A 20,530-nucleotide genomic window follows, 5' to 3' on the forward strand; every position below is an offset into this window, starting at 1 on the left:
GTAGTTCTTTCTATGTTCCATAATGCTGCTACCGAACACGGAAGTTAAGAATCCACACTGCAGGAGTATGCGTTATGAGTCTCAGTGTGGCGAAAAGCTCGTTCCTTCGCCACGAAGTGTTTCTTTGCGGTGGGTGGCACTCATCCTCCGCCGCTAAGGAGTCTTTAGGATCAGCGGCTTCGGCGAAACTCTCCACCGGAGACTTTCGTCACAGGACACTATCGTGCTTTTCGTTCCAGGGCCAATGATACTTGGGGCATAGCCCCTGGGAAAGTAGGATCCACACTGCAGGAGTATGCGTTATAAGACGCAGTGTGGCGAAAGGCTCATCCGCCTTTCGTATCGCCAGGTAAACAAGCGAAAGAACTATCTCTAACAAGGTAGTTCTTTCGCTTGTTTTGTAATATTGAAACGAAACGCTGAAGAAATCTGGGGAGTCGGGGTTCCACGATCCACACTAATTATTAGAGATTAGTTCGTTTTAGCGTGATTAGGGAAGTGTTATTGAGTGCTGATGAATCAGTAGAAATCAAATTGCCGTCAAAATAAAACTGAACCTTAGCTACTTCGACAGAACCGGTTGTTGAACGGGACCAACTGTAATCATGGGCCATAACATTAAACTCTATCTTTGTCTAATCTCTGAAAAGTAAAGAATGATACAAGGGCGAAGCAAAGGCAGGATAAATAAAAGTTTGAAGAACCAAAACGTTCCATAAGCTGCCCCCCGCCGATCATGCCGATTACCCCTCCTAGACCAAAGACAGTCATATACATAAGCCCCTGACCAGTAGCTCGGAGTTGATTCGGAATAATGACGACTAAGTATTGTTGTATCATAGTAATAAACAGCGAGTAGCAGATGCCATGTAAAACTTGTATAAGGAGGACTACTTTTACGTCAGTAATGAAGGCCATCAATAGCCAGCGCAGGCCATAGAGCAGTGCAACAAGACGTAAAAAGTACAGAGATTTACCCTGCAAATTTAGCTGACTCAGAACAGCAAAGGTCAGGATCTCTGTTGTTACACCAACTGTCCAGAGTAAACCAGTATCTTTTAGGGAACCTCCAAGAGCCTGTAGATGGACACTAATAAAATTGTCATTAGCTACATGAGTAGTACCTAAAAATGTCGCCGCTAAAAGGAATTGTAGAATGGCCGGTTGTTTGATTAATTCCGAAAAATCCTTAAATCTTGGTGTTTGACAGGCATAGTTTGTATCTTGAATAAACACGGCACAAAGCAGTGACAAACCAATAAGGCCAGTAATAAGATAAGGGCCCTTACTCAATCCGAACCAATTTAGGAAATATCCTGAGAAGAGGGCAGTAAGTAGAAAACCAATCGAGCCGAACATACGATAATGGCCGTAGCGTGCCGGATTGGCTGAAATTGTCTGAATAATTAGTGTGTCAAACATTGTAGGGAGAGGGCGGAAGAAAACATAGAAGACAGTTAAATAAACTAATAGATTGGCAAAAGTATTTATTTCAAAGATATACATACTTAGGATCACGGAAGCTACTAACTGCAAAAGCAGTAGCTTTTTAACAGTCTGAAGTCGGTCGCAGAGATAGCCCCAAAGTGATTGAGTGAGAACTCCTACGACTGCTCCTGCTGCTAATAATGTTCCTATTTGCGAGTAAGAAAAGGCATGATTTTTTAATAGTATTGGTAAAAAAGGCAAAAAAACCCCTTGACTAGCATAATGCATTGCAATGGTTAGTTTAAGGGACACATCTTTCATTGAAACCCCCAAATTTTATTCGATCTATTATGGTTAAGTACTCATTAAGCTTTGTCTTATATCTTAACCGGATAAGAATATTATAGCAATAACTTCCTATTAGGTTTGGCTGTAAAAGCATAATTACACATGATAGAGTTAGACAAAAACAACGTTCAATTGTTATCAATTGAACGCCATTTCTAACTTTTTAAGTTAAGCTGTTTTTGAAGTGGTAGTTATTAGATCAGTCCGGTTGATTCATACGAACATCTTTCCAGAACACTAGAATGAGAATTGGCTTTGTCTACATAGAATTTAGCCATTTTAAGAGCATCTTCTACTGTATCAAAAATTAAGAGAGTGTAATTGAATAAAACTCTATTTTTTACATGATGTGCAATATGAGGTATTCCGCTTTGCTTGGCAAGTGAAAGTAATACAGGTTTCCTGCCTATTCTCATGAGAATACTTAGGGCATCTAGAGATACGCATTTGTCTGTCATAGAAATTGAAATAGCTTTCTGCATATTACATTTGTTGTTGTTTTCGACATTAAGGTTATTCTTCTGGCGATGTTCAACCCACTCATCAGACATTTTACTGTATAAATCAGATACTCCTTCTACCGCAAGTGTAAACTTTCCTTTTAATGATTCAGGCATATTCTCGTATTCTACCGGGGTAACTCCAATTACTATATTTCTTTTTGCCATGTTTCCCCACTCCTCGCCATAAAAATATTATATACATAAATCGACATTATGTATTGACAACGGCTTGAGATATTTGCATTAAATCTTAAAAACAATGCATAAAAATATAAAAGAAACAGTAAATTGTACTTTTGGCCGAGATGACACCCTGAATATGTTAATGTAACCGTAAAAAGGAATTAATTATTCGCCTTAACCCGTTAGAATGTTTAGTCAATTCTTAATTATCCTAATAACATTATACACATTGCGATAATAAAATTCAATGGATGTTTGTAAAAAAATTCTTGTTTTTAGAAAATATATTTAGTTTGCACCTTCAAAATGTCCGCCCAAATTTGTCTAGCATATGGCAGTAAATCAAGGTCATATGATAATAGGTAAAATGAGGGAAATTAATAATCCGTATGCTCTTGCCATTAAAGACAAGAGTATACGGATAATAAGTTTCAGACAAATATTTAATTTAAGAACGGATACATGTACTACTAATACAATGCTAATTAATGATATAACGTCTCCATGGGATACTGCGTAGGTTTACTTTGGCGAGAAGGCTTACTATATTTTTTCGCCCATACCAGGTCGGTTTTCCTTGTGTATCCTGGCTCATTAGGACGATTGGCATGCCTGGAAAAACGTGACGATAAGCATTCATAGCTTTTTGAAGCTCGCTAGTACTTTGGAATACTTGGGGCTTAACCGTAACAATAGCTAAAGTGTCATCCTTTACTTTAACAATGGCACCTTCAATCTGATAACTCATAAAAAATCACCTCCTTAAAATAAAACAAAAGGGGTTTCGAGTTTTCTTTATAATTCCCAAGCTCTCACAAAAGAAGGAAGCCCCTGAAATTAAATTTCGCTGGGTATAATCGAATAAATAGCTAATGACTGAAATAGACCAGCACTTAATGGTATTTATTATAGCATGTCCGGGTTCATCTTGAATTACGCATATGATTAAATAGCAACCGTTAATGATTCTATCAAGAACAAACGAATCATTCAATAGGCTATAAAAAAATGTTAAAGTAAATTAAATTTTGGGAATTGCCTGTTGATTCCCAACAATCCAGGCTTAAAGTGGTAAAATAGATTCAAGGGAAAATTCCCTCTCGAAATAGCAAAAGCAAGAGATATGAATATTCTTAAGATATTTCATTTCTCTTGCCTTTGCTTAATATAGTGTTCAAGTTTTGTTAAAGTATTTATCAATTATTTTTTCGGCTAATTTTTTGTGAGCATTTGCTTGAGCTATCAGCATTATGACGATTAAAAATAACTCGGCTGTGTCTTTACCATCCTTATCGATGGTCTGGGTCTTTTCTTTGATCATAGTTGCCTTTTCTATTAGTCTTTCATCAAAAGAAGCTAATTCAATATTTTTTACTTCTAGAAAAGTTGAGTAGATGTCCTCAAGGGAAATCAAATCATCTTCCGGAGTTTCGATATTGTTAAGAACAGGTTCAAATAAACTCTTGATATCGTTAATAGACAAAATGTTTTTAAGGTAATATACAAGGATTAACAGGATTATATGTCTTTTATTATATTTCTTTTTTACTGGAGACATTACAAGCCCGGCTTTAGTATAGTTGTTGATCATTGTCTTAGTTAGGATTTTGTCTTGTTCGTCTCTCTTTTGATTGCTTAGACTGTTATCCATGAAAGAAGTCAGCTGTTCCATGTAAAGATCGATATCTGGAATATCAGTGATCTTTATATCTTGGGTCAAGGAGAGTTCCTCTACTAACTGTTTAAGGGTCTTTTCATTGAATTGCATAGTTAATCACCTCAAATCTATTATAGAGCATAGGAACCCTTATTTCAAGATAATACATAACCAAACACGTGGTATTAAAAGCTACATTTAGAGAAATAGAGAGAAATTAACTAAAAAGGGCAAATCTAAACTCAAAATACATGTAGTCATAAAAACCACGATTTGAGGTTAATATAAACTTATGATATCATATAACTATAGAAAAGGCGCAAGGGAATATAGGAAGGAGGTACATAAATTAATTTCTTGATTCGTAGAATACTTGTAACCTTTTAGCTATCATAAAGCCTCTATATATTAAGAAGGATAGTACGCGGTTTCTTTCGTGAAGGTTAACACATAGTTTGCCCGTAGCGCTGCTCTATCTAGAATTAGAAACAGGAGGCGAATATATGTTTGACAGAACCGGTTTCAAAAAGTATAGAGAGGAATTGCTCTTTATAGGGTTATCGGTGCTTGTGGTCATTGGAATAAGTTTATTGTCAAGATGACTTTTGCTCTATTACCAGAAAGAAAAGGAGTGTGAGCTTTATGGGTTTATTTAAGAGGGTCAGTGACAATATCAGAGCAAATCTTAATTCTCTGTTGGATAAGGCTGAGGAACCTGAAAAAATGTTAGATCAATACCTACGGGATATGGAGGAAGATATAGCGGATGCTGAGGCAACTGTAGCAAGGCAGTTAGCTGTGGCCTGGAAATTCAAGGCCCAATTGGATGATGCCCTGGCAATGGTTGAGAAACGAGGGGGTCAAGCTATAGAGGCCTTAAATAGAGACCGGGAAGACTTAGCTCGCAAAGCCCTAGAAGACAAAAAAATTAACAAAGCTAAGGCTGAGGATTATCAACTACAGTACCAAAACTGCAATTCTATAGCTGAAAAGCTTAGATCAGAGCTGAAAGAAATGAAACATGAATACGAGAAACTACGGATTAAACGAGATGCATTGGTGTCAAGGGTTCAGGCAGCCAAAGCTCAAAAGGAAATCTACGGGGTCATGAACGGGTTTGGAACTGACGGTTCTCGTCGTAACTTCGATAGAATGGCAGAGAAAGTCCTCCGAATGGAAGCAGAAGCCTATGTGGCAAGAGATTTATCAGAGAAAGCTAAAAGTCTTGATCAGGAATTAGAAGCACTAGGAAATGATCAGATTGACATAGAGAAAGAATTGTCTGAATTGAAAGAGAATCTTATAAGAAAGAAGGAATAAGATACATTTATCCATCACGTATTTAATTCCAGTAACTTAATGCCCAACATCCTATATCACAGCACATGGAGGGGGAGGTAGAGTGCTTGACATCTACTGGATCTGTTTAATCGGTGGAGTGCTGTTTGCACTGGTAACCATAATATTCGGAGATATTTTAGGCGACATATTTGGTGGTTTCTTCGACGCCCTCACCATGGATCACCTGGATTTTCTGCAGCCTATGGTTCTAGTTGGAGGAATCACAGTATTTGGAGGCTCAGGGATTATGTTAGGTCAATACACTTCCCTAGAGCGTATCCCAGTGGTCATTACTTCGGTAATAATTTCGATGGCAGCTTCAGTCTTGGTTTACTTTTCTTATGTAAGACCTATGAAAAATTGTGAAAACTCTACGAGTTATTCAATAAAAGATCTCGTTGGCAAAATCGGTGAGGTAAGTGTTCCGATTCCCGTAAAAGGCTATGGTGAAGTGGTCATGAAAGTGGGAGCCGGAAACACCAACCAAATTGCTGGCAATCTTGAAGAAGTGGAGATACCTGCGGGAACGCGGGTGGTGGTTGGGGAAACAAAAGAGGGCATACTTTTCGTTTTCCGTTATGAAATAGATTGAGAGGAGAGGTAATATTGGAGATTTTAGGTTTTGGGGTACTCGCTATTCCTATGACCGTGTTGGGGGTTATTCTTGTATTAGGCATGGCCTTTTGGGCCAGGTATAAAACCGTTGGCCCTGATGAGGCTATGATTGTTACAGGCTCTTATTTAGGAAGCAAGAATGTCCATACAGACGAATCGAGTCGAAGGATAAAAATTATTCGGGGCGGTGGAGCATTTATTCTGCCTATTTTCCAACAAGCACAGTTTATTTCCTTGTTATCTCATAAGTTAGATGTGACCACCCCGGAAGTATATACGGAGCAGGGTGTGCCGGTGATGGCCGACGGGGTAGCAATTATTAAAATCGGTGGGTCGGTAGAAGATGTAGCTACGGCGGCGGAGCAATTTATGGGTAAACCTACAGAATCTATACAGCAGGAAGCCCAGGAGGTATTAGAGGGGCATTTGAGAGCCATATTAGGAACGATGACTGTTGAAGAAGTTTACCGCAATAGGGACAAATTTGCTCAGGAAGTTCAAGGAGTGGCAGCTAAGGATCTGAAAAAAATGGGATTACAGATTGTATCCTTTACCATTAAAGATATCCGAGATAAAAACGGCTATCTGGAAGCCCTGGGTAAACCGAGGATTGCTGCTGTTAAAAGGGATGCGGAAGTTGCGGAAGCGCAGGCCGTTCGAGATGCCCGAATCCAAAAAGCTAAAGCTACCGAAGAAGGACAGAGAGCTGAGCTGCTTAGAGATACAAGCATTGCTGAAGCCACCAAAGAGAAAGAACTCAAAGTAGCCTCCTATAAAAAAGATCAGGACACGGCAATGGCAGAAGCCGACCAAGCCTACCATATTCAAGAGGCCCGCTCTCAGCAACAGGTTATAGAGGAACAAATGAAGGTTTCCTTAGTCAGAAAGGAAAAAGAGATAGAAATTGAGGAAAAAGAAATTCTGCGCCGAGAGAAACAATATGACGCTGAAGTTAAAAAGAAGGCAGATGCTGACAGATATTCAGTTGAACAGGCTGCTGAGGCCGACAAGGCTAAGCGAATGCGGGAGGCTGATGCTCTAAAATATAGGATCGAGGCTGAAGCAAAGGCCAATGCCGAACAAAAACGCTTAGAAGGTCTGGCTATCGCTGAGGCCGAAAAAGCTAAAGGAACGGCAGAGGCAGAGGTCGTTAGGCTCAAAGGCTTAGCAGAAGCGGAAGCTAAGGAAAAGCTAGCTGAAGCCTTTGAAAAATTTGGTCAAGCCGCTGTACTGGACATTATCGTCAAAATGCTGCCTGAACTGGCTGGAAAGGTTGCGGAACCCTTGAAATCCATCGATAAACTGACGGTAGTAGATACCGGTCATGGGGAAGGAGCGGCAAGGGTTAGTAACTATGTTACCTCGTTGATGGCAACTGCTCCTGCGATGTTGAAAAGTGTATCCGGGATTGATCTGGAAAGCATGGTTAAACGACTGACCAAGGAGCCTGATAATTATGTAGAACAAAAGGCTGAAGATAAACAACAGGTTTAGAATGACAAAGCAGGCTACATGTTAAACGTGTAGCCTGCTAGTTTCTTAATAAGTATAGCCTCAAACCTAATTCCAAAAGACAAGCTAAACTTGATCCCACCAATCAAAACCGACCGTCACACAGCAGCCGGTTTTCGGGAACTTATCAGAAGTTTTTTGGTTTCTGTATCTTCTTACTTTTGTCAGTGATCAAGGGGCCATATTTCTCCCATTCTTCCGGTGTCATCATTCTAGTTTGGCATTCACTGACTAAAGTGAGAGAATCTTCTTTTCCACATATCAATTGAGCGGCTTGTAGAGTCCCGGGTTTGTTTGCTTTTCCATACATAGCTATCAAGCACCCTTTCGACTTTTTTCTACAGTTTACAAGATAAGGGAAACTAAGAGCAGATGTCATTAGTCATTTTTTAGTAGGACTTTAAGCACGTTTTAATAATGGGAAGGAATACCTCCATGCAAATGTTTACCGGAATGGTACATTCCAGTAAGCAATTGTTCTGAAAGAAGCCGCAAGAGCGGCTTCATTCTGTTTTAAAACCAATCTCTTGTTTCGGTTCAGTAGGATTATCGCGCAAAGATGAAGTCAAAAGGAAGCTTATTTGAGAGACATGCTGGATCAATTCCACAGGCGAACCATTAGGCATCGTTCCAGAGAAACGAATAAGGCTTGGGTTACTGTATCCCAGGCCGTTGACCACAAAAGTTACAGATTGTCCAAAGTTCACCAAACGAACAGCAACTTGTTTATCATTATCAAGCTTAGAATCAAACTCAACGATTTGATCATAAATCTTCTTGCAAAATTCGCTAGCTAGATTCTGCTCAATCCATTCAAGTTGAGGATTTGTAAACATTGGTAGGTCTTTGAGAATATCAAGATTCATTTTTCTCAAAGAGGGTAAGAAATCATCCAAGGGTTAAACCTCCTTCTACTGTTATAGGTAATTTAGAATCCAATGGTGTAGATTTCGACAGCAGAATAGGGGAACCCTGTCAATGATTAAATTCAAAAAAAGTTCTTTGGATTTTGGAGATTTTTCAGATTTAAAACTTTAAAGGATAATAGCGATACGTGTAGAATATTTGGGAAAGATAATAGTATTTAGAAACATATGACGGATTATGTTTAGGATTCGCGTAAAGCCCGCTATCTGAATTATTAGCAGATTAAAGGAAGTTAATATAGATGACTGTTAGGTCATAGGAGGATTTGGATTGTGTAACGAAGGATTAAGTAACGAACATTACAAAAGAATATTAAACATTACTCCAGAATTGCTGTGCATATCTGATATGCACGGGCATTTCTGGTATGTAAACTCGGCATTTGAAGAAGCCTTAGGTTACACGGCTGAAGAATTGAGGGGAGCAACCTTATATTCCATTTTACACCCTGATGACAAGCAAGCCGCAACTAATTCGATAAAGTCTTTGCTTATTAATAAGCAAGACAGATTAAGCATTGAGAGAAGGTACCTATGTAAAGAGGGGATTTATAAATGGATAGCCTGGGAAATAACAATTGACTGGACAGAAGAACTTGTGTATTCTTCCGGACGTAATATAACTGATAAGAAAAAAACCGAAGAAGCAGAACGGAAAGCAAAAGAACGATTAGAAGAAGCTCAAGAATTTGCGCGGCTAGGGTATTGGGAGTTTAATACGATCACAGGAGAAAATTACTGGTCTGACGAATTGATTCGAATATGTGGTGGTTTAACTCGGAATGAATTCGCACCAAATTTTGATGCTTTTATGCAGATGGTACATCCTGACGACAAAAATTTAATAATAAATACAATGAAAGAACCCCTAAAAGACAAGGAATTTGAATTAGAGTTAAGACTAATTAAGCCAAATGATGAAATCGCCTGGATACATGAAAGGGTAAAGTATGATCAGGATCCCTCAGGTAAAGTAATTCGCTGGTATGGAGTGGCCCAAGATATATCCCAGCGAAAACTGAACGAAATTAAACTCAAGGAAAGCGAAGCCAAATTCAAAGAACTTGTCGAAAACCTGGGAGAAGTAATCTGGATACGTCAGGGTGGAAAACTCGTCTATATTAGCCCTGCCTATGAGCAGGTATGGGGAAGAACCTGTCAGAGTTTATATGAAAATCCGCAATCATTTATTGATTCCATACACCCAGAGGATAAAGAACGTATTCTACAGGGATTTGTAAACGATCACGCTACTAACCAGGATTTGGTTGAAGATCAGTATAGAATTAGAAGACCTGACGGCACAGAACGGTGGATTTGGTTGAGGAAATTCCGGATATTAGACAATCATGGAAAAATTATCCGACATGTGGGAATCTGTTATGATGTCACAAAAATCAAGGAGTATGAGGAAGAAGTCTTAAAAAACAAAATGGAAAAAGAAATGGCCCGACTCGAAAGACTTAGTCTTGTGGGTGAAATGGCTGCAGGTATCGGGCATGAAGTCAGGAACCCAATGACCACCGTTCGAGGGTTTCTCCAATTGTTAAGCAGTAAGAAAGACTGCTTTAAATACAATGAATTTTTTACCCTTATGATTGATGAATTGGATAGGGCTAATTCAATTATTACAGAATTTCTTTCTTTGGCAAAGGATAGAGTTGTTGAATTAGAAGTGCAAAGTCTTAAAGAAATTGTCCAAGATATATTTCCTTTAATCCAAGCTGATGGATTGGTTTCCGAAAAGAATATTATGGTAGAACTTGAAGAAGTTTCTAAAATTCCTTTGGATAAAAAAGAAATTCGCCAGCTTATTCTAAATCTTGTTCAAAATGGTTCCCAGGCCATGTTACCAGGGGGAACAATTAAGATCAGAACCTTTATGGACAAGGAAGAAATAGTGTTGGCAGTATCCGATGAAGGCCCGGGGATACCCCCTCAAGTACTTGAGAAAATCGGAACCCCCTTTTTCACGACTAAGGAAAATGGAACTGGCTTGGGGTTAGCGGTTTGCTATAGCATTGTAGCGCGGCATAACGCTAAGATAGATATTGATACTGGTTCAATGGGGACTACCTTCTTTGTTCGGTTTAAAAACCTCACTTAATTCAAATGGCAAAGTAATATCATCTTAAGTGTTTCATATTATCGACCCCCATGTCTCAGACTTACCTTACAAGCCTTCGCCATTCATGGACAAAGTGGAATGGTGAACGTTTTATGTTTTATCAGGGAATAATAATCTTGAATGATGCAACCGGATGTCTACCCTAAAATTAATTTTCTTACCCACAAGGAAAATAACAATTTATGGAGAAAGATACATCAATCAGGTATTGGGCATATGCCCAACTGATCAGGCTAGGTAAGAGGATTTAAGGAGGGAAAGACTTTGGAAAAATTTCTTTTTGTACTAAGCCGCGGGCTTGAGGATCCGGTACGGGCAACTAGGGCATTTCAACTTGCGAAAGTTGCTAAAGAAAAAGGTCATGAAGTAAATATTTTCTTAGTTGATGACGCAGTAGTCTATGGGGTTTTGGGATTAGCGGATAATGTTAAGGCACCTACCGGGGATGATGCTAAAACTTATATAGATTACTTAATTGAGAAGGAAGTCCCATTTTACATTTGTACTCCTTGTGCCAGATATAGGCTCTTCGGCGAAGATGAATTTATTGCAGGGGCAAAATTGTCTACAGCAGCTCAGCTTATCGATCTAGCGGCTGAAGCAAAAGTATTTACCTTTTAAGGATACTAAAATGGGTGTCTGTGAAGTAATATGCTGCTAGGAGAAGCAACGAAGAGGAACTCGCCTTAACCTTAATAGGTTGACCCGGGTTTCTTTTATGTTGATTAATGTATTTAAAAGGATTGTTTTACTAAGATTTAACACAAATTTCACCAAATGTTCACCATATAGGAAGGAATTAGTAGTATTCTTAAGTAAGACAAGTATATAGAATCTATATCGGTCCGAGGAAGGAGAGAAGTACAGCTTTTGGCTAGTACGATTGAGTGAGACACTTTAATTATTTGACTAAAGAAGGCCTTAAGGCCACATTCTTTAAAGCTCCGGAGTTTTTCAACAAGGAAACTCCCCGAGGGATTCTTTCACACGCCTTGGGTGCGTCCCTCTATATGCCAGGGACTAGAGAGACTATAGCTTCAGACATAATTTCTAATAAGTATCGAGGACTTGCCTCAACTGTCTTGTGTCTGGAAGATTCAATTGGAGATGCTGAAGTACCGTTTGCTGAGGAGAATCTGACAAAACAAGTCCGAGAAGTTTATAACACCTTAGAAAACCAGGAGTTAGAGTCCTTTGAACTGCCGCTAATCTTCATTAGAGTTAGGGATCCCGAACAGATTCAGCGCCTGATAGAGAGAATGGGAGACAGCAGTAAGATAATCACGGGCTTTGTCTTTCCCAAATTCACATCAGAAAGTTATCGATACTTTGAAACTATCAAGAGCCTGAATCAAACAACAGGATTTTTCTATGGAATGCCTATTATTGAAAGTACTGAGGTCATCTATAGAGAATCCCGCTTTGAGGAATTAATGGACATAAAGGGGCTTTTAGATACCTATCATGACTTAGTTTTAAATGTACGAATCGGGGCAACGGATTTTTCGGGCTATTATGGAATTCGTAGAGGCCCGGATGTAACAATCTATGATATAACGGTAATACGTGATTGTATTTCCGATATTATAAATATATTTAGCCGTTTTGAGAGTGATTACGTAGTCTCTGGTCCCGTTTGGGAGTACTTCTCTAATGGAGGAAGAGTTCTTAAACCGCAACTGCGCAAGAGTCCCTTTGAACAGTTTCATGATAATCTCGGGAATAATCGAACGAAGATTAGAAGCCAGCTTCTGAATAAATATGTCGACGGTCTTATCCGTGAAGTTATTTTGGACAAAGAAAACGGAATTATTGGCAAGACCATTATTCATCCAAGTCATATCATTCCGGTACAATCCCTATATATTGTTGGGTATGAGGAGTATTTAGATGCTTTGAGTATTATTGAGAACAGTAATGGCTTGCAAGGGGTTACGAAAAGCCATTATACTAATAAGATGAATGAAATGAAGCCACATTATAATTGGGCGCAGAAAATTTTGTTAAGAGCAAAGAGTTATGGGGTATTTCATGAACAACACAATTTCATCAGCCTCTTTACCGAAGATGTATACTTATAATGTAGAAGGGCAAAGGGTATCCGTTACCCTAACTAAGAATCCCTTCAATATTGACCCTCAAGTATTATATTCACTAGCGGCAAGACAGAACAAGAAACGAGGGTTTTTGTTTGTAAGCAAGGTTCTTGGTAAGCATGTACCGGTGGATCCCTTTATACCTTTGCTGGCAGGAAGCAGTTTAGCTGTTCGATTTATGGCTAGGATTCATGGTGTAAATCATGCCGATACATCGTCTATTGTACAAGCCTTAAAAGAGAATAAGGATACAAGAAAAATTTATGAAGCTGTAATTTCCAAACCTCGCTTTGTACTGCCTCAGGAAACTTTATTCATAGGTTTCGCTGAAACAGCAACAGGCTTAGGGCAAGCAACCTTTAGCGCCTTTGATAATGCCCATTACCTACATACGACCAGGGATCAGATTCCTCTATTGTCCCCAGTGCTAGACTTTAAGGAAGACCATTCTCATGCTGTTAATCATCGATGTTATCCCGTGGATCCAGAATTACTTCGAAATCCCAAAACCATTGTTCTTGTTGATGATGAGATAACCACGGGAAACACAGCTTTAAATATTATTAGAGCGATCCACGCTAAATTCCCGAAAAAAGATTATGTGGTCTTATCCCTCTTAGATTGGAGAACGAAAGAAAACCGGGCTAACTATCAGAAGCTAGAACAACTTCTTGATGTTAGAATTCACACCATTTCTCTGTTAGAGGGGGAAATAGAGGTGAGCGGTTCCTCTTTAAACGAACGAAGAGAACAAGGGGAACCACGAAACTTTGGAGCTGAATCCGATATTACTGAGGGTTTTTCTCTTCCCATAGAACAAAAACTCTTAGATCTAAAGGATATAATTTCATATTATTCCCTTGATTCCAAAGGAAATCCAAGTCTTTCGCCTTATCTTGGATTAACCGGTAGATTTGGGTTGTCCAGCAGGAGAGATCGAGAAATTTTGCCCTTAGCTAAGGAAATTGGGGAGAAGTTAAAGTTAGATAGGTCAGGTAAAAAAACCCTTTGCCTAGGAACCGGTGAATTCATGTATTTTCCAATGCTCATTTCCGCTTATATGGGTGACGGTATAAAGTATCATTCCACCACCAGAAGCCCGATTTATCCCTTTGCCAAGCCTGACTATGGGATTCAAAATAGATTTACCTTCAGCAGTCCTGACGATGAAGGTCTTGATTTTTATCTATATAACATTCCCCCCAACTATTATGATGAGGTCTATGTGTTTCTGGAAAGGGAAGTGCCTTTTGCGCGCTTAAAGCCCTTATTAAAGGTTTTTGCTGAACTTAAGATGCCGCGCTTGGTTTTTGTTATAGGTTCATCTATAGAAACCTCAGAAGACAGAGTGAGAATTTAAAATAATGGATTATAACCGGAAAAGAGGTGACCGTAGGTGAATGAAAAACTCTTCACTCATCAAATTCCTGATCCAGCCCCAATGGGATGCTATAGCCCGAAGGATGTTGTTTTTCTACTCAAAAACCTTAATGGGTTAATGGCTGAGACAGATCTGGAAACCAGGGAGCAAAAGATCCAGTCCGGCGGTCATTATTCAGAAATGCTCCCGATAGAGTATGAACCAACCAAAGAGTACCTGGATCTTTTTCACCTGACTCTTCAAGAGAGTGCAAGGAAAGTCGCGAAGGCTGTAGGAATTGTAGCTGAGCAGATTTTACAGAAAAACGGATCTAAAATGGTGCTTGTTTCTTTGGCTCGGGCAGGAACTCCTATAGGGATTTTGATTAAACGCTACTTGTTGGCAAAGCATGACTTAGATTTACCTCATTATAGTATTTCTATTATTCGTGGCAGAGGAATCGATGAAAATGCCCTGCTGTATATACTTCAGAATCACTCACCCGCGAAGATCCAATTTATTGATGGGTGGACAGGCAAGGGGGCTATAACTCAGGTCTTAAATCAAGCATGCCTGGAGTTTAATGCAAAATATAACTGGGAACTAGATGATGACTTAGCAGTCCTTGCCGATCCTGGGCACTGTGTAAAAACCTTTGGTACCAGAGAAGACTTTTTGATTCCTAGTGCTTGTTTGAACTCAACAGTGTCTGGATTGGTTAGCCGAACTGTCTTTCGCCAAGATCTTATCAGAGACAAGGAATTTCATGGGGCCAGATTTTATGAAGAACTTCTCAAAGTAGAAGTCTCCAATTTGTTTATTGATACCATTTCCAAGGAATTTGCCCACCTTTCTCCGGAAAATTTGGGACTTCTTAATACCCCCAATGAGTCTGAGGTTTCTTGGCAAGGGCTAAAATCTTTAAAGAGGATACAGGAAAGGTATGGAATCAAGGATATCAATTTCATTAAGCCGGGTATTGGAGAAACGACGAGAGTTCTCTTAAGACGATTGCCGGAAAGGGTTCTAGTGGATAGTATTGAGAATAATAACTTGAAACATATTATGCTGCTATGTCAGGATAAAGGAGTTCCAATTGAGGAGTACCCCAATCTGACTTATTCTTGTTGCGGAATAGTGAAACAAATATCATGAGGAAAAAAATAATGTTTGCCAGCGATTTGGATCAAACTTTAATTTACTCACAGCGCTCCTTTATGAATGAAAATCTACAAGAAGCTATTCTCCCCGTTGAATGGTTTGAGAATCGATATATTTCCTATATGACTACATATTCAATAAGTAAACTGAAGCAACTATCGAGAGAATTGCTTTTCGTGCCGGTAACTACACGTACAAAAATTCAATATCAGCGGATAAACTTCGCTGAATATGATATCTTCTTTGACTATGCAGTGACCAGCAATGGAGGGACAATCTTTCATAAAGGCATTGAAGATCAGGAGTGGAGTCGGGAGGTCTCTGCCGGTTGTAAGAATTGTCTGGAGGCTGAAGATCTTATCCAAAGGTTTAATGAGATCAGACATCCTTCCTGGGTACATCCTGACTCCGGCAAAATGGCCGACGATTTATTTTATTACTGTGTAGTAGAACGTGATAAGATTCCCGTCGTAGAGTTAGCAGCGTTTAAACTATGGGCCAAGGAAAATAATTGGGAGTTGTCTATTCAAGGCAGGAAGCTCTATTTAGTCCCTAAAAGTGTTAATAAGAAAACAGCGGTTCAATATATCAAAGGGAAGAAAGGTATTGACTTCAGCATAGCGGCGGGAGATTCCTTGCTGGATTTGGATATGCTTAATACTGCGGACTTCGCCGTTGCTCCCGCTCATGGGGAACTACATTCCCTTAGACTGCAAAACCTTTTGGATTTGGAGAGAATCCACTTTACCAGGCAACATGGGATTAAAGCAGGAGAAGAAATCTTAGATTATGTTGCCGATTTCAGGTCTAAGGATTTGGTGGTATAAAATCACCACAATATGTGAAATATATAATGGAAAACATTGGTTTGCGGAGAACATTGCTAGGCAGTTGTGAAACTTATGTGAACATTACAATTTGGATTTTTCTCCAAAGCTTTCCTGTGATAAGATACAAGTATCCTTTTATCTCAGCTTGTCAAGGCGTAAAAAAAGGAAAAAAATCGAGAAGTGGCGAAAAGATAACAGTGATAAATAGGATTAAAATGGGTGGTATCTAAAAAGGGGGATTCACAGTGGGAATTAATTTGCAAAAAGGTCAAAAGATTGATTTAACTAAAGGTAACCCCGGCTTAACTAAAATCATGGTTGGCTTAGGATGGGATGAAGTATCCAAACCAAAATCCGGTGGTGGAATTCTCGGCGGCCTATTTGGCGGCGGAGGCGGTGGAGGGTCAGCAATTGACTGCGATGCATCTGCAATTCTTCTCGACGGCCAAGGAAAGCTGACTTCGAAAGATCGACTGGTCTACTTTGGCAACCTGCAAAGTGGAGACAAGAGTGTAAAGCATAGTGGAGATAACCTAACAGGAGCTGGCGATGGAGACGATGAACAAATACATGTGGAGCTAAGCAGTGTGCCAGGTTCCGTCGATAAGATTGTTTTCGTCGTCAATATATATGATTGCATAAAACGCAAACAAGACTTTGGCTTAATTGCCAATGCATTTATTAGGGTTGTTAATCCTGTTAACGGACAAGAGTTTTGTCGTTATAACTTAACCGAAAGCTATGCCGGTAAAACAAGCTTAGTGGTCGCAGAAGTATATCGCCACAACAACGAATGGAAATTCGCAGCAATCGGCGAAGGTACCAATGATGCATCCTTAAGTGAACTCATCCGTCGCTATCAGTAAAATTATTAAAGGGGGATAATGCTATGGCAATTAGTTTACAAAAAGGTCAAAAGGTGGATCTTACCAAAACAAATCCCGGACTTACAAAAATTATTATTGGTCTGGGCTGGGATGTTAACAAGTATGATGGCGGAAAAGATTTTGACTTAGATTCTTCAGTCTTTATGCTTAGTGCTGACGGAAAAGTTACTGACGAAAAAAACTTTGTCTTCTTTAATAATCCAAAAAGTCCCGATGGTTCAGTCACCCACACCGGTGACAATCGTTCCGGTGCCGGCGATGGTGATGATGAGCAAATCAAGGTTGATTTAGCCATTGTTTCCAGTAATGTATCCAAGATCACTTTCACGATTACAATTCATGAGGCTCAAGAACGGAATCAGAACTTTGGACAAGTTTCTAATGCTTATGTACGTGTCCTCAACGAAGCTTCAGGGGAAGAGTTAATTCGCTACGACCTGGGCGAAGATTTTTCAATTGAAACAGCTGTTGTAGTTGGCGAGCTTTATCGCAATAATGCGGAATGGAAGTTCAATGCTATCGGCAGTGGTTATCAAAATGGATTAGCCGGACTGTGCAAGGATTTTGGTTTAGACGTCTAATTCCAGTGGTCAAAAGGCAGTAGCCGGAGTTTGGATAGGATAGGTTACTTAACTTGCAATTTCATTTATAATTAAATAGGTACACCTACCTGTAAGTGGGTGTACCTATCACTATAACTATCAGTAGAGAAGCTTAATAAGAATAAGGCGGTGTTTCATTGTGGGGATCAGTCTGCAAAAAGGACAAAAGATTGACTTAACCAAGGGAAACCCAGGGCTAACCAAGATCATTGTCGGATTAGGCTGGGATACCAATAAGTATTCCGGTGGGTCGGATTTTGACCTGGATGCTTCCGTATTCTTGCTTGACAAAAATGGTCGAGCCGGAGGAATTGAGGACTTTATATATTACAATAACCTGGTTGGAGGTAATGGTTCAGTAAAACATACCGGTGATAACCTTACCGGAGCAGGTGACGGTGATGATGAACAAATCAAAGTTGATTTAGCTCTTGTGCCTGCCCATGTCGAAAAAATTGCCTTTACCGTTACAATTCATGACGCAGTTCAAAGGTCGCAGAACTTTGGCCAAGTATCTAATTCCTTTGTACGGGTTGTCAATGAAACCAATGGACAAGAAGTTATGCGCTACGATTTGGGAGAAGATTTTTCCGTCGAAACAGCACTCGTAGTTTGCGAACTATATCGTCACCAAGGAGAATGGAAGTTTAATGCTGTGGGCAGTGGCTTCTCAGGAGGACTGGCTGCTCTTTGCACAAACTATGGATTAGATGTAAATTAGATAATCGTCATAAAGAGGCGTCCTAATATTTGGGGCGCTTTTTATTATACTACCAGAAAGTATAAACTTGCGTTATATACTGCACGAAGGTTTAATACGTGCGAAGACAGTGTCTTCGTCTAAGCATAAAGAAAACCCGGCTTCCGCTCTCGCCGGAGGCTCGGCGCAAGCCGGGTTTTCTTTATGCGTAAAAGAGTGCAAATGTGAATATTTCAGCTGTTTGAATTCAAGCAAACAGTAAAGGATAGATAGCTTTAAACCTGAATAGCCAGATCCTTCATCTTCCGATAGAGAGTATTTCTCCCGATGCCAAGGAGCTTAGCTGCCGGGGCAATCTTCCCGTTAGTTTGGTTAAGGGCGTAAAGAATAGCCTGTTTAGTTTGTTGGTTAAGCAGCGGTTCGGCTTTGGTTACTGATTTTGTTGTCACGGACTGTCGAATTTCATCCGGCAAATCTTCAACGGTTAGAACGGGACCGTCTGCTAAAGCAACCATGCTTTCGATACAGTTCTCTAATTCTCGGACATTACCAGGCCAGGAATGGGAGGATAGATATGAAAAGACTTCTTCTTGGATTCCCAACAGCGGGAGTTCCAGGGAATTACATGTTTTGTCAATAAAATAGCGAACTAAGTCGGGAATATCCTCTATACGTTCCCGGAGGGGAGGTAATTCTAAAGTAATGACTTTAAGGCGATAGTATAAATCTAAGCGAAATTTTTCCTCGGTTACTAGGGCGGAGAGATCCTTATGTGTAGCAGCGATGACACGAACATCTATTTTTAAAGCTTTTGTATCCCCAATCCGAGAAACTTCTTTTTCTTGAAGCACTCGAAGGAGTGCTACTTGAACATTTAAGGGCATATCTCCAATTTCATCAAGAAATATAGTTCCATTATTAGCTAACTCAAATTTACCTGGTTTTCCACCACGGCGTGCTCCCGTGAAAGCACCATCAACATAACCGAACAATTCACTTTCTATAAGTGTGGCAGGAAGTGAAGCGCAATTCAAGGCGACAAAGGGTCCTTCGCTTCGAGAGCTGAGTTGATGGATTGTACGAGAAATTATTTCCTTACCGGTTCCGCTCTCACCATTAATAAGAACAGAAGAGCGGGTTGAAGCGATTTTAGAAACTCGTGCCAGCATACGTTGCGATAGAACGCTATTCCCGATCCACATTGTATTAGATAAGAAAGTTTCTTTGGAGATGTTTAGAGTCCCTACGGCTCCTAATGTTTTACCGGAATTATTGACAACTTGATTTAGGTGAGAGGTAATTTCTTTACCTGAGCGATCTTTTAAATGCAGATTCAATGAGTGTCCGTTTAACATCCATCCTTTTGGAGTGCTAAAAACATCTCCTGCGTGTTGCCCTATGATTTCTTCTTGTCTGCGGCCAAGCAATCCCGCTCCGTAAGCATTGATGTTAGTTATGATGCCGTTTTGGTCAATGGCCAGAAATCCTTGTTGTAACAACGAAGAAGCTAGCTTTGATCCTTCTTGGTAAAACTTCAATTGGTTTTCCAACTCAAAAAGTCTTATGTTTTTCTCGATCATACTTGCGCCCATCATAGCGATGTTCAATATCTTTTGACGATCCGGATTAGCTTCGCCGCTTATATCTAAAACTCCAAGGGGGATACCCTGACTGTTTTGGATTGGGGCGGCCCAACAGGCCAAAAAGTGATTATCGTGAACGAAGTGCTCCCATCCAAAAACCGATATGGGAGAATTGTCTCGTAAGGCTGTTCCGATGGCATTAGTCCCTCGAATTTCTTCACGCCAGCTGGCTCCGGGACTTAAATTTACTTTTTGAGCCTTACTCATAAAGTGCGTGTCTCCAACGGCTTCGATAATGTAGCCGTCATTATCACCCAACAAAACAGTATAATTATTGCTTCCTAATAAGTTGAAAATATATGGCAAAACAGGCTCACTTGCTCGGATTAAGGATTCTTGAGAGTCACGGCGCTCGCTGAGGCGGGATGTTGTCAGAATGTCCTGGTTAGAAACTAGAGTATGATCTACATGATACTCTAAGCTTCTCTGCCAAGATCGATAAATGGTAGGAGTTACTTCCGACTCAACACTTTCGCCTTTAATAAAACGCTTCCACTGATTATCCATGACTCTGTTGCCTCCCACTCTCAGAATATTGTCCTTACAATTGACAGAATAACATATCTATTTTAATCAAACAACAAGATTACAGAATATAACTTTCAACAAG

Annotated in this window: 19 protein-coding genes; 12 read left to right on the top strand and 7 right to left on the bottom strand. The window is 39.8% G+C overall.

What is annotated here, in order from left to right:
* Positions 1–618: 618 nt before the first annotated feature.
* The 4 genes from DP73_RS20575 to DP73_RS20590 all read right to left on the bottom strand — a co-directional run bounded on the left by DP73_RS20575 (position 619) and on the right by DP73_RS20590 (position 4,230).
* Positions 619–1,749 (bottom strand): MFS transporter, encoded by a 1,131-nt coding sequence (locus tag DP73_RS20575; protein ID WP_034602213.1) that lies wholly within the window; start codon positions 1,747–1,749, stop codon positions 619–621.
* A 221-nt stretch (positions 1,750–1,970) separates the two neighbouring features.
* Positions 1,971–2,444: a hypothetical protein gene (locus DP73_RS20580; RefSeq protein ID WP_034602214.1), complete on the bottom strand. Its 474-nt coding sequence runs from the start codon at positions 2,442–2,444 to the stop codon at positions 1,971–1,973.
* 499 nt (positions 2,445–2,943) lie between these two features.
* On the bottom strand, positions 2,944–3,210 hold the full coding sequence (locus tag DP73_RS20585; protein ID WP_014902082.1) for a hypothetical protein: 267 nt from the start codon (positions 3,208–3,210) through the stop codon (positions 2,944–2,946).
* A 426-nt stretch (positions 3,211–3,636) separates the two neighbouring features.
* Entirely contained in the window at positions 3,637–4,230 is a 594-nt protein-coding gene (locus DP73_RS20590; RefSeq protein WP_034602215.1) for a DUF1836 domain-containing protein, read from the bottom strand.
* Positions 4,231–4,761: 531 nt separating this feature from the next.
* Between DP73_RS20590 and DP73_RS20595 the strand changes: the two genes are divergently transcribed.
* The 3 genes from DP73_RS20595 to DP73_RS20605 all read left to right on the top strand — a co-directional run bounded on the left by DP73_RS20595 (position 4,762) and on the right by DP73_RS20605 (position 7,569).
* Positions 4,762–5,439, top strand: a complete 678-nt coding sequence (locus DP73_RS20595; RefSeq protein ID WP_034602216.1) for a PspA/IM30 family protein — start codon at positions 4,762–4,764, stop codon at positions 5,437–5,439.
* An 82-nt stretch (positions 5,440–5,521) separates the two neighbouring features.
* Positions 5,522–6,052: a membrane protease regulatory membrane protein gene (locus DP73_RS20600; RefSeq protein ID WP_034602217.1), complete on the top strand. Its 531-nt coding sequence runs from the start codon at positions 5,522–5,524 to the stop codon at positions 6,050–6,052.
* Between the two features lie 50 nt (positions 6,053–6,102).
* The gene (locus tag DP73_RS20605; RefSeq protein WP_034602247.1) at positions 6,103–7,569 is read left to right on the top strand and encodes a flotillin family protein; all 1,467 of its coding nucleotides are present in this window, start codon (positions 6,103–6,105) and stop codon (positions 7,567–7,569) included.
* 145 nt (positions 7,570–7,714) lie between these two features.
* On the opposite strand, the gene DP73_RS20610 is transcribed toward DP73_RS20605, so the two are convergent.
* Together DP73_RS20610 and DP73_RS20615 are read right to left on the bottom strand one after the other, a co-directional pair.
* Positions 7,715–7,897, bottom strand: coding sequence for a hypothetical protein (locus tag DP73_RS20610; protein WP_034602218.1), 183 nt, complete (start codon positions 7,895–7,897; stop codon positions 7,715–7,717).
* A 193-nt stretch (positions 7,898–8,090) separates the two neighbouring features.
* The gene (locus tag DP73_RS20615) at positions 8,091–8,483 is read right to left on the bottom strand and encodes a DUF6173 family protein (protein ID WP_128751455.1); all 393 of its coding nucleotides are present in this window, start codon (positions 8,481–8,483) and stop codon (positions 8,091–8,093) included.
* 301 nt (positions 8,484–8,784) lie between these two features.
* On the opposite strand from DP73_RS20615, the gene DP73_RS20620 reads away from it, so the two are divergent.
* The 9 genes from DP73_RS20620 (at position 8,785) to DP73_RS20660 (ending at position 18,298) form a co-directional block, all read left to right on the top strand.
* On the top strand, positions 8,785–10,620 hold the full coding sequence (locus tag DP73_RS20620) for a PAS domain-containing protein (RefSeq protein WP_034602219.1): 1,836 nt from the start codon (positions 8,785–8,787) through the stop codon (positions 10,618–10,620).
* Between the two features lie 285 nt (positions 10,621–10,905).
* Positions 10,906–11,262, top strand: a complete 357-nt coding sequence (locus DP73_RS20625; RefSeq protein WP_034602220.1) for a DsrE family protein — start codon at positions 10,906–10,908, stop codon at positions 11,260–11,262.
* A gap of 284 nt (positions 11,263–11,546) precedes the next feature.
* Positions 11,547–12,722, top strand: a complete 1,176-nt coding sequence (locus DP73_RS20630) for an HpcH/HpaI aldolase/citrate lyase family protein (RefSeq protein ID WP_205623422.1) — start codon at positions 11,547–11,549, stop codon at positions 12,720–12,722.
* Complete coding sequence (locus DP73_RS20635; RefSeq protein ID WP_034602222.1) at positions 12,673–14,097, top strand: phosphoribosyltransferase family protein; 1,425 nt, start codon at positions 12,673–12,675, stop codon at positions 14,095–14,097. Before DP73_RS20630 ends, DP73_RS20635 begins: the two co-directional genes overlap by 50 nt.
* Positions 14,098–14,133: 36 nt before the next feature.
* Positions 14,134–15,252 (top strand): cysteine protease StiP family protein, encoded by a 1,119-nt coding sequence (locus DP73_RS20640; protein ID WP_034602224.1) that lies wholly within the window; start codon positions 14,134–14,136, stop codon positions 15,250–15,252.
* Between the two features lie 11 nt (positions 15,253–15,263).
* Positions 15,264–16,085: an HAD hydrolase family protein gene (locus DP73_RS20645; RefSeq protein WP_242865812.1), complete on the top strand. Its 822-nt coding sequence runs from the start codon at positions 15,264–15,266 to the stop codon at positions 16,083–16,085.
* A gap of 248 nt (positions 16,086–16,333) precedes the next feature.
* Positions 16,334–16,954: a TerD family protein gene (locus DP73_RS20650; RefSeq protein ID WP_034602225.1), complete on the top strand. Its 621-nt coding sequence runs from the start codon at positions 16,334–16,336 to the stop codon at positions 16,952–16,954.
* A gap of 23 nt (positions 16,955–16,977) precedes the next feature.
* A complete protein-coding gene (locus tag DP73_RS20655) occupies positions 16,978–17,556 on the top strand; it encodes a TerD family protein (RefSeq protein WP_034602227.1) in 579 nt (192 codons plus the stop codon).
* 157 nt (positions 17,557–17,713) lie between these two features.
* Positions 17,714–18,298 carry a TerD family protein gene (locus DP73_RS20660; RefSeq protein WP_128751456.1) on the top strand — a complete coding sequence of 195 codons (585 nt, stop codon included), beginning with the start codon at positions 17,714–17,716 and terminating at the stop codon, positions 18,296–18,298.
* A gap of 254 nt (positions 18,299–18,552) precedes the next feature.
* On the opposite strand, the gene DP73_RS20665 is transcribed toward DP73_RS20660, so the two are convergent.
* Positions 18,553–20,427, bottom strand: coding sequence for a sigma-54-dependent Fis family transcriptional regulator (locus DP73_RS20665; protein ID WP_034602231.1), 1,875 nt, complete (start codon positions 20,425–20,427; stop codon positions 18,553–18,555).
* Between the last annotated feature and the right edge of the window lie 103 nt (positions 20,428–20,530).

Origin of the sequence: Desulfosporosinus sp. HMP52 (assembly GCF_000765145.1) — a bacterium.
In the GTDB taxonomy this organism is placed as follows: domain Bacteria; phylum Bacillota; class Desulfitobacteriia; order Desulfitobacteriales; family Desulfitobacteriaceae; genus Desulfosporosinus.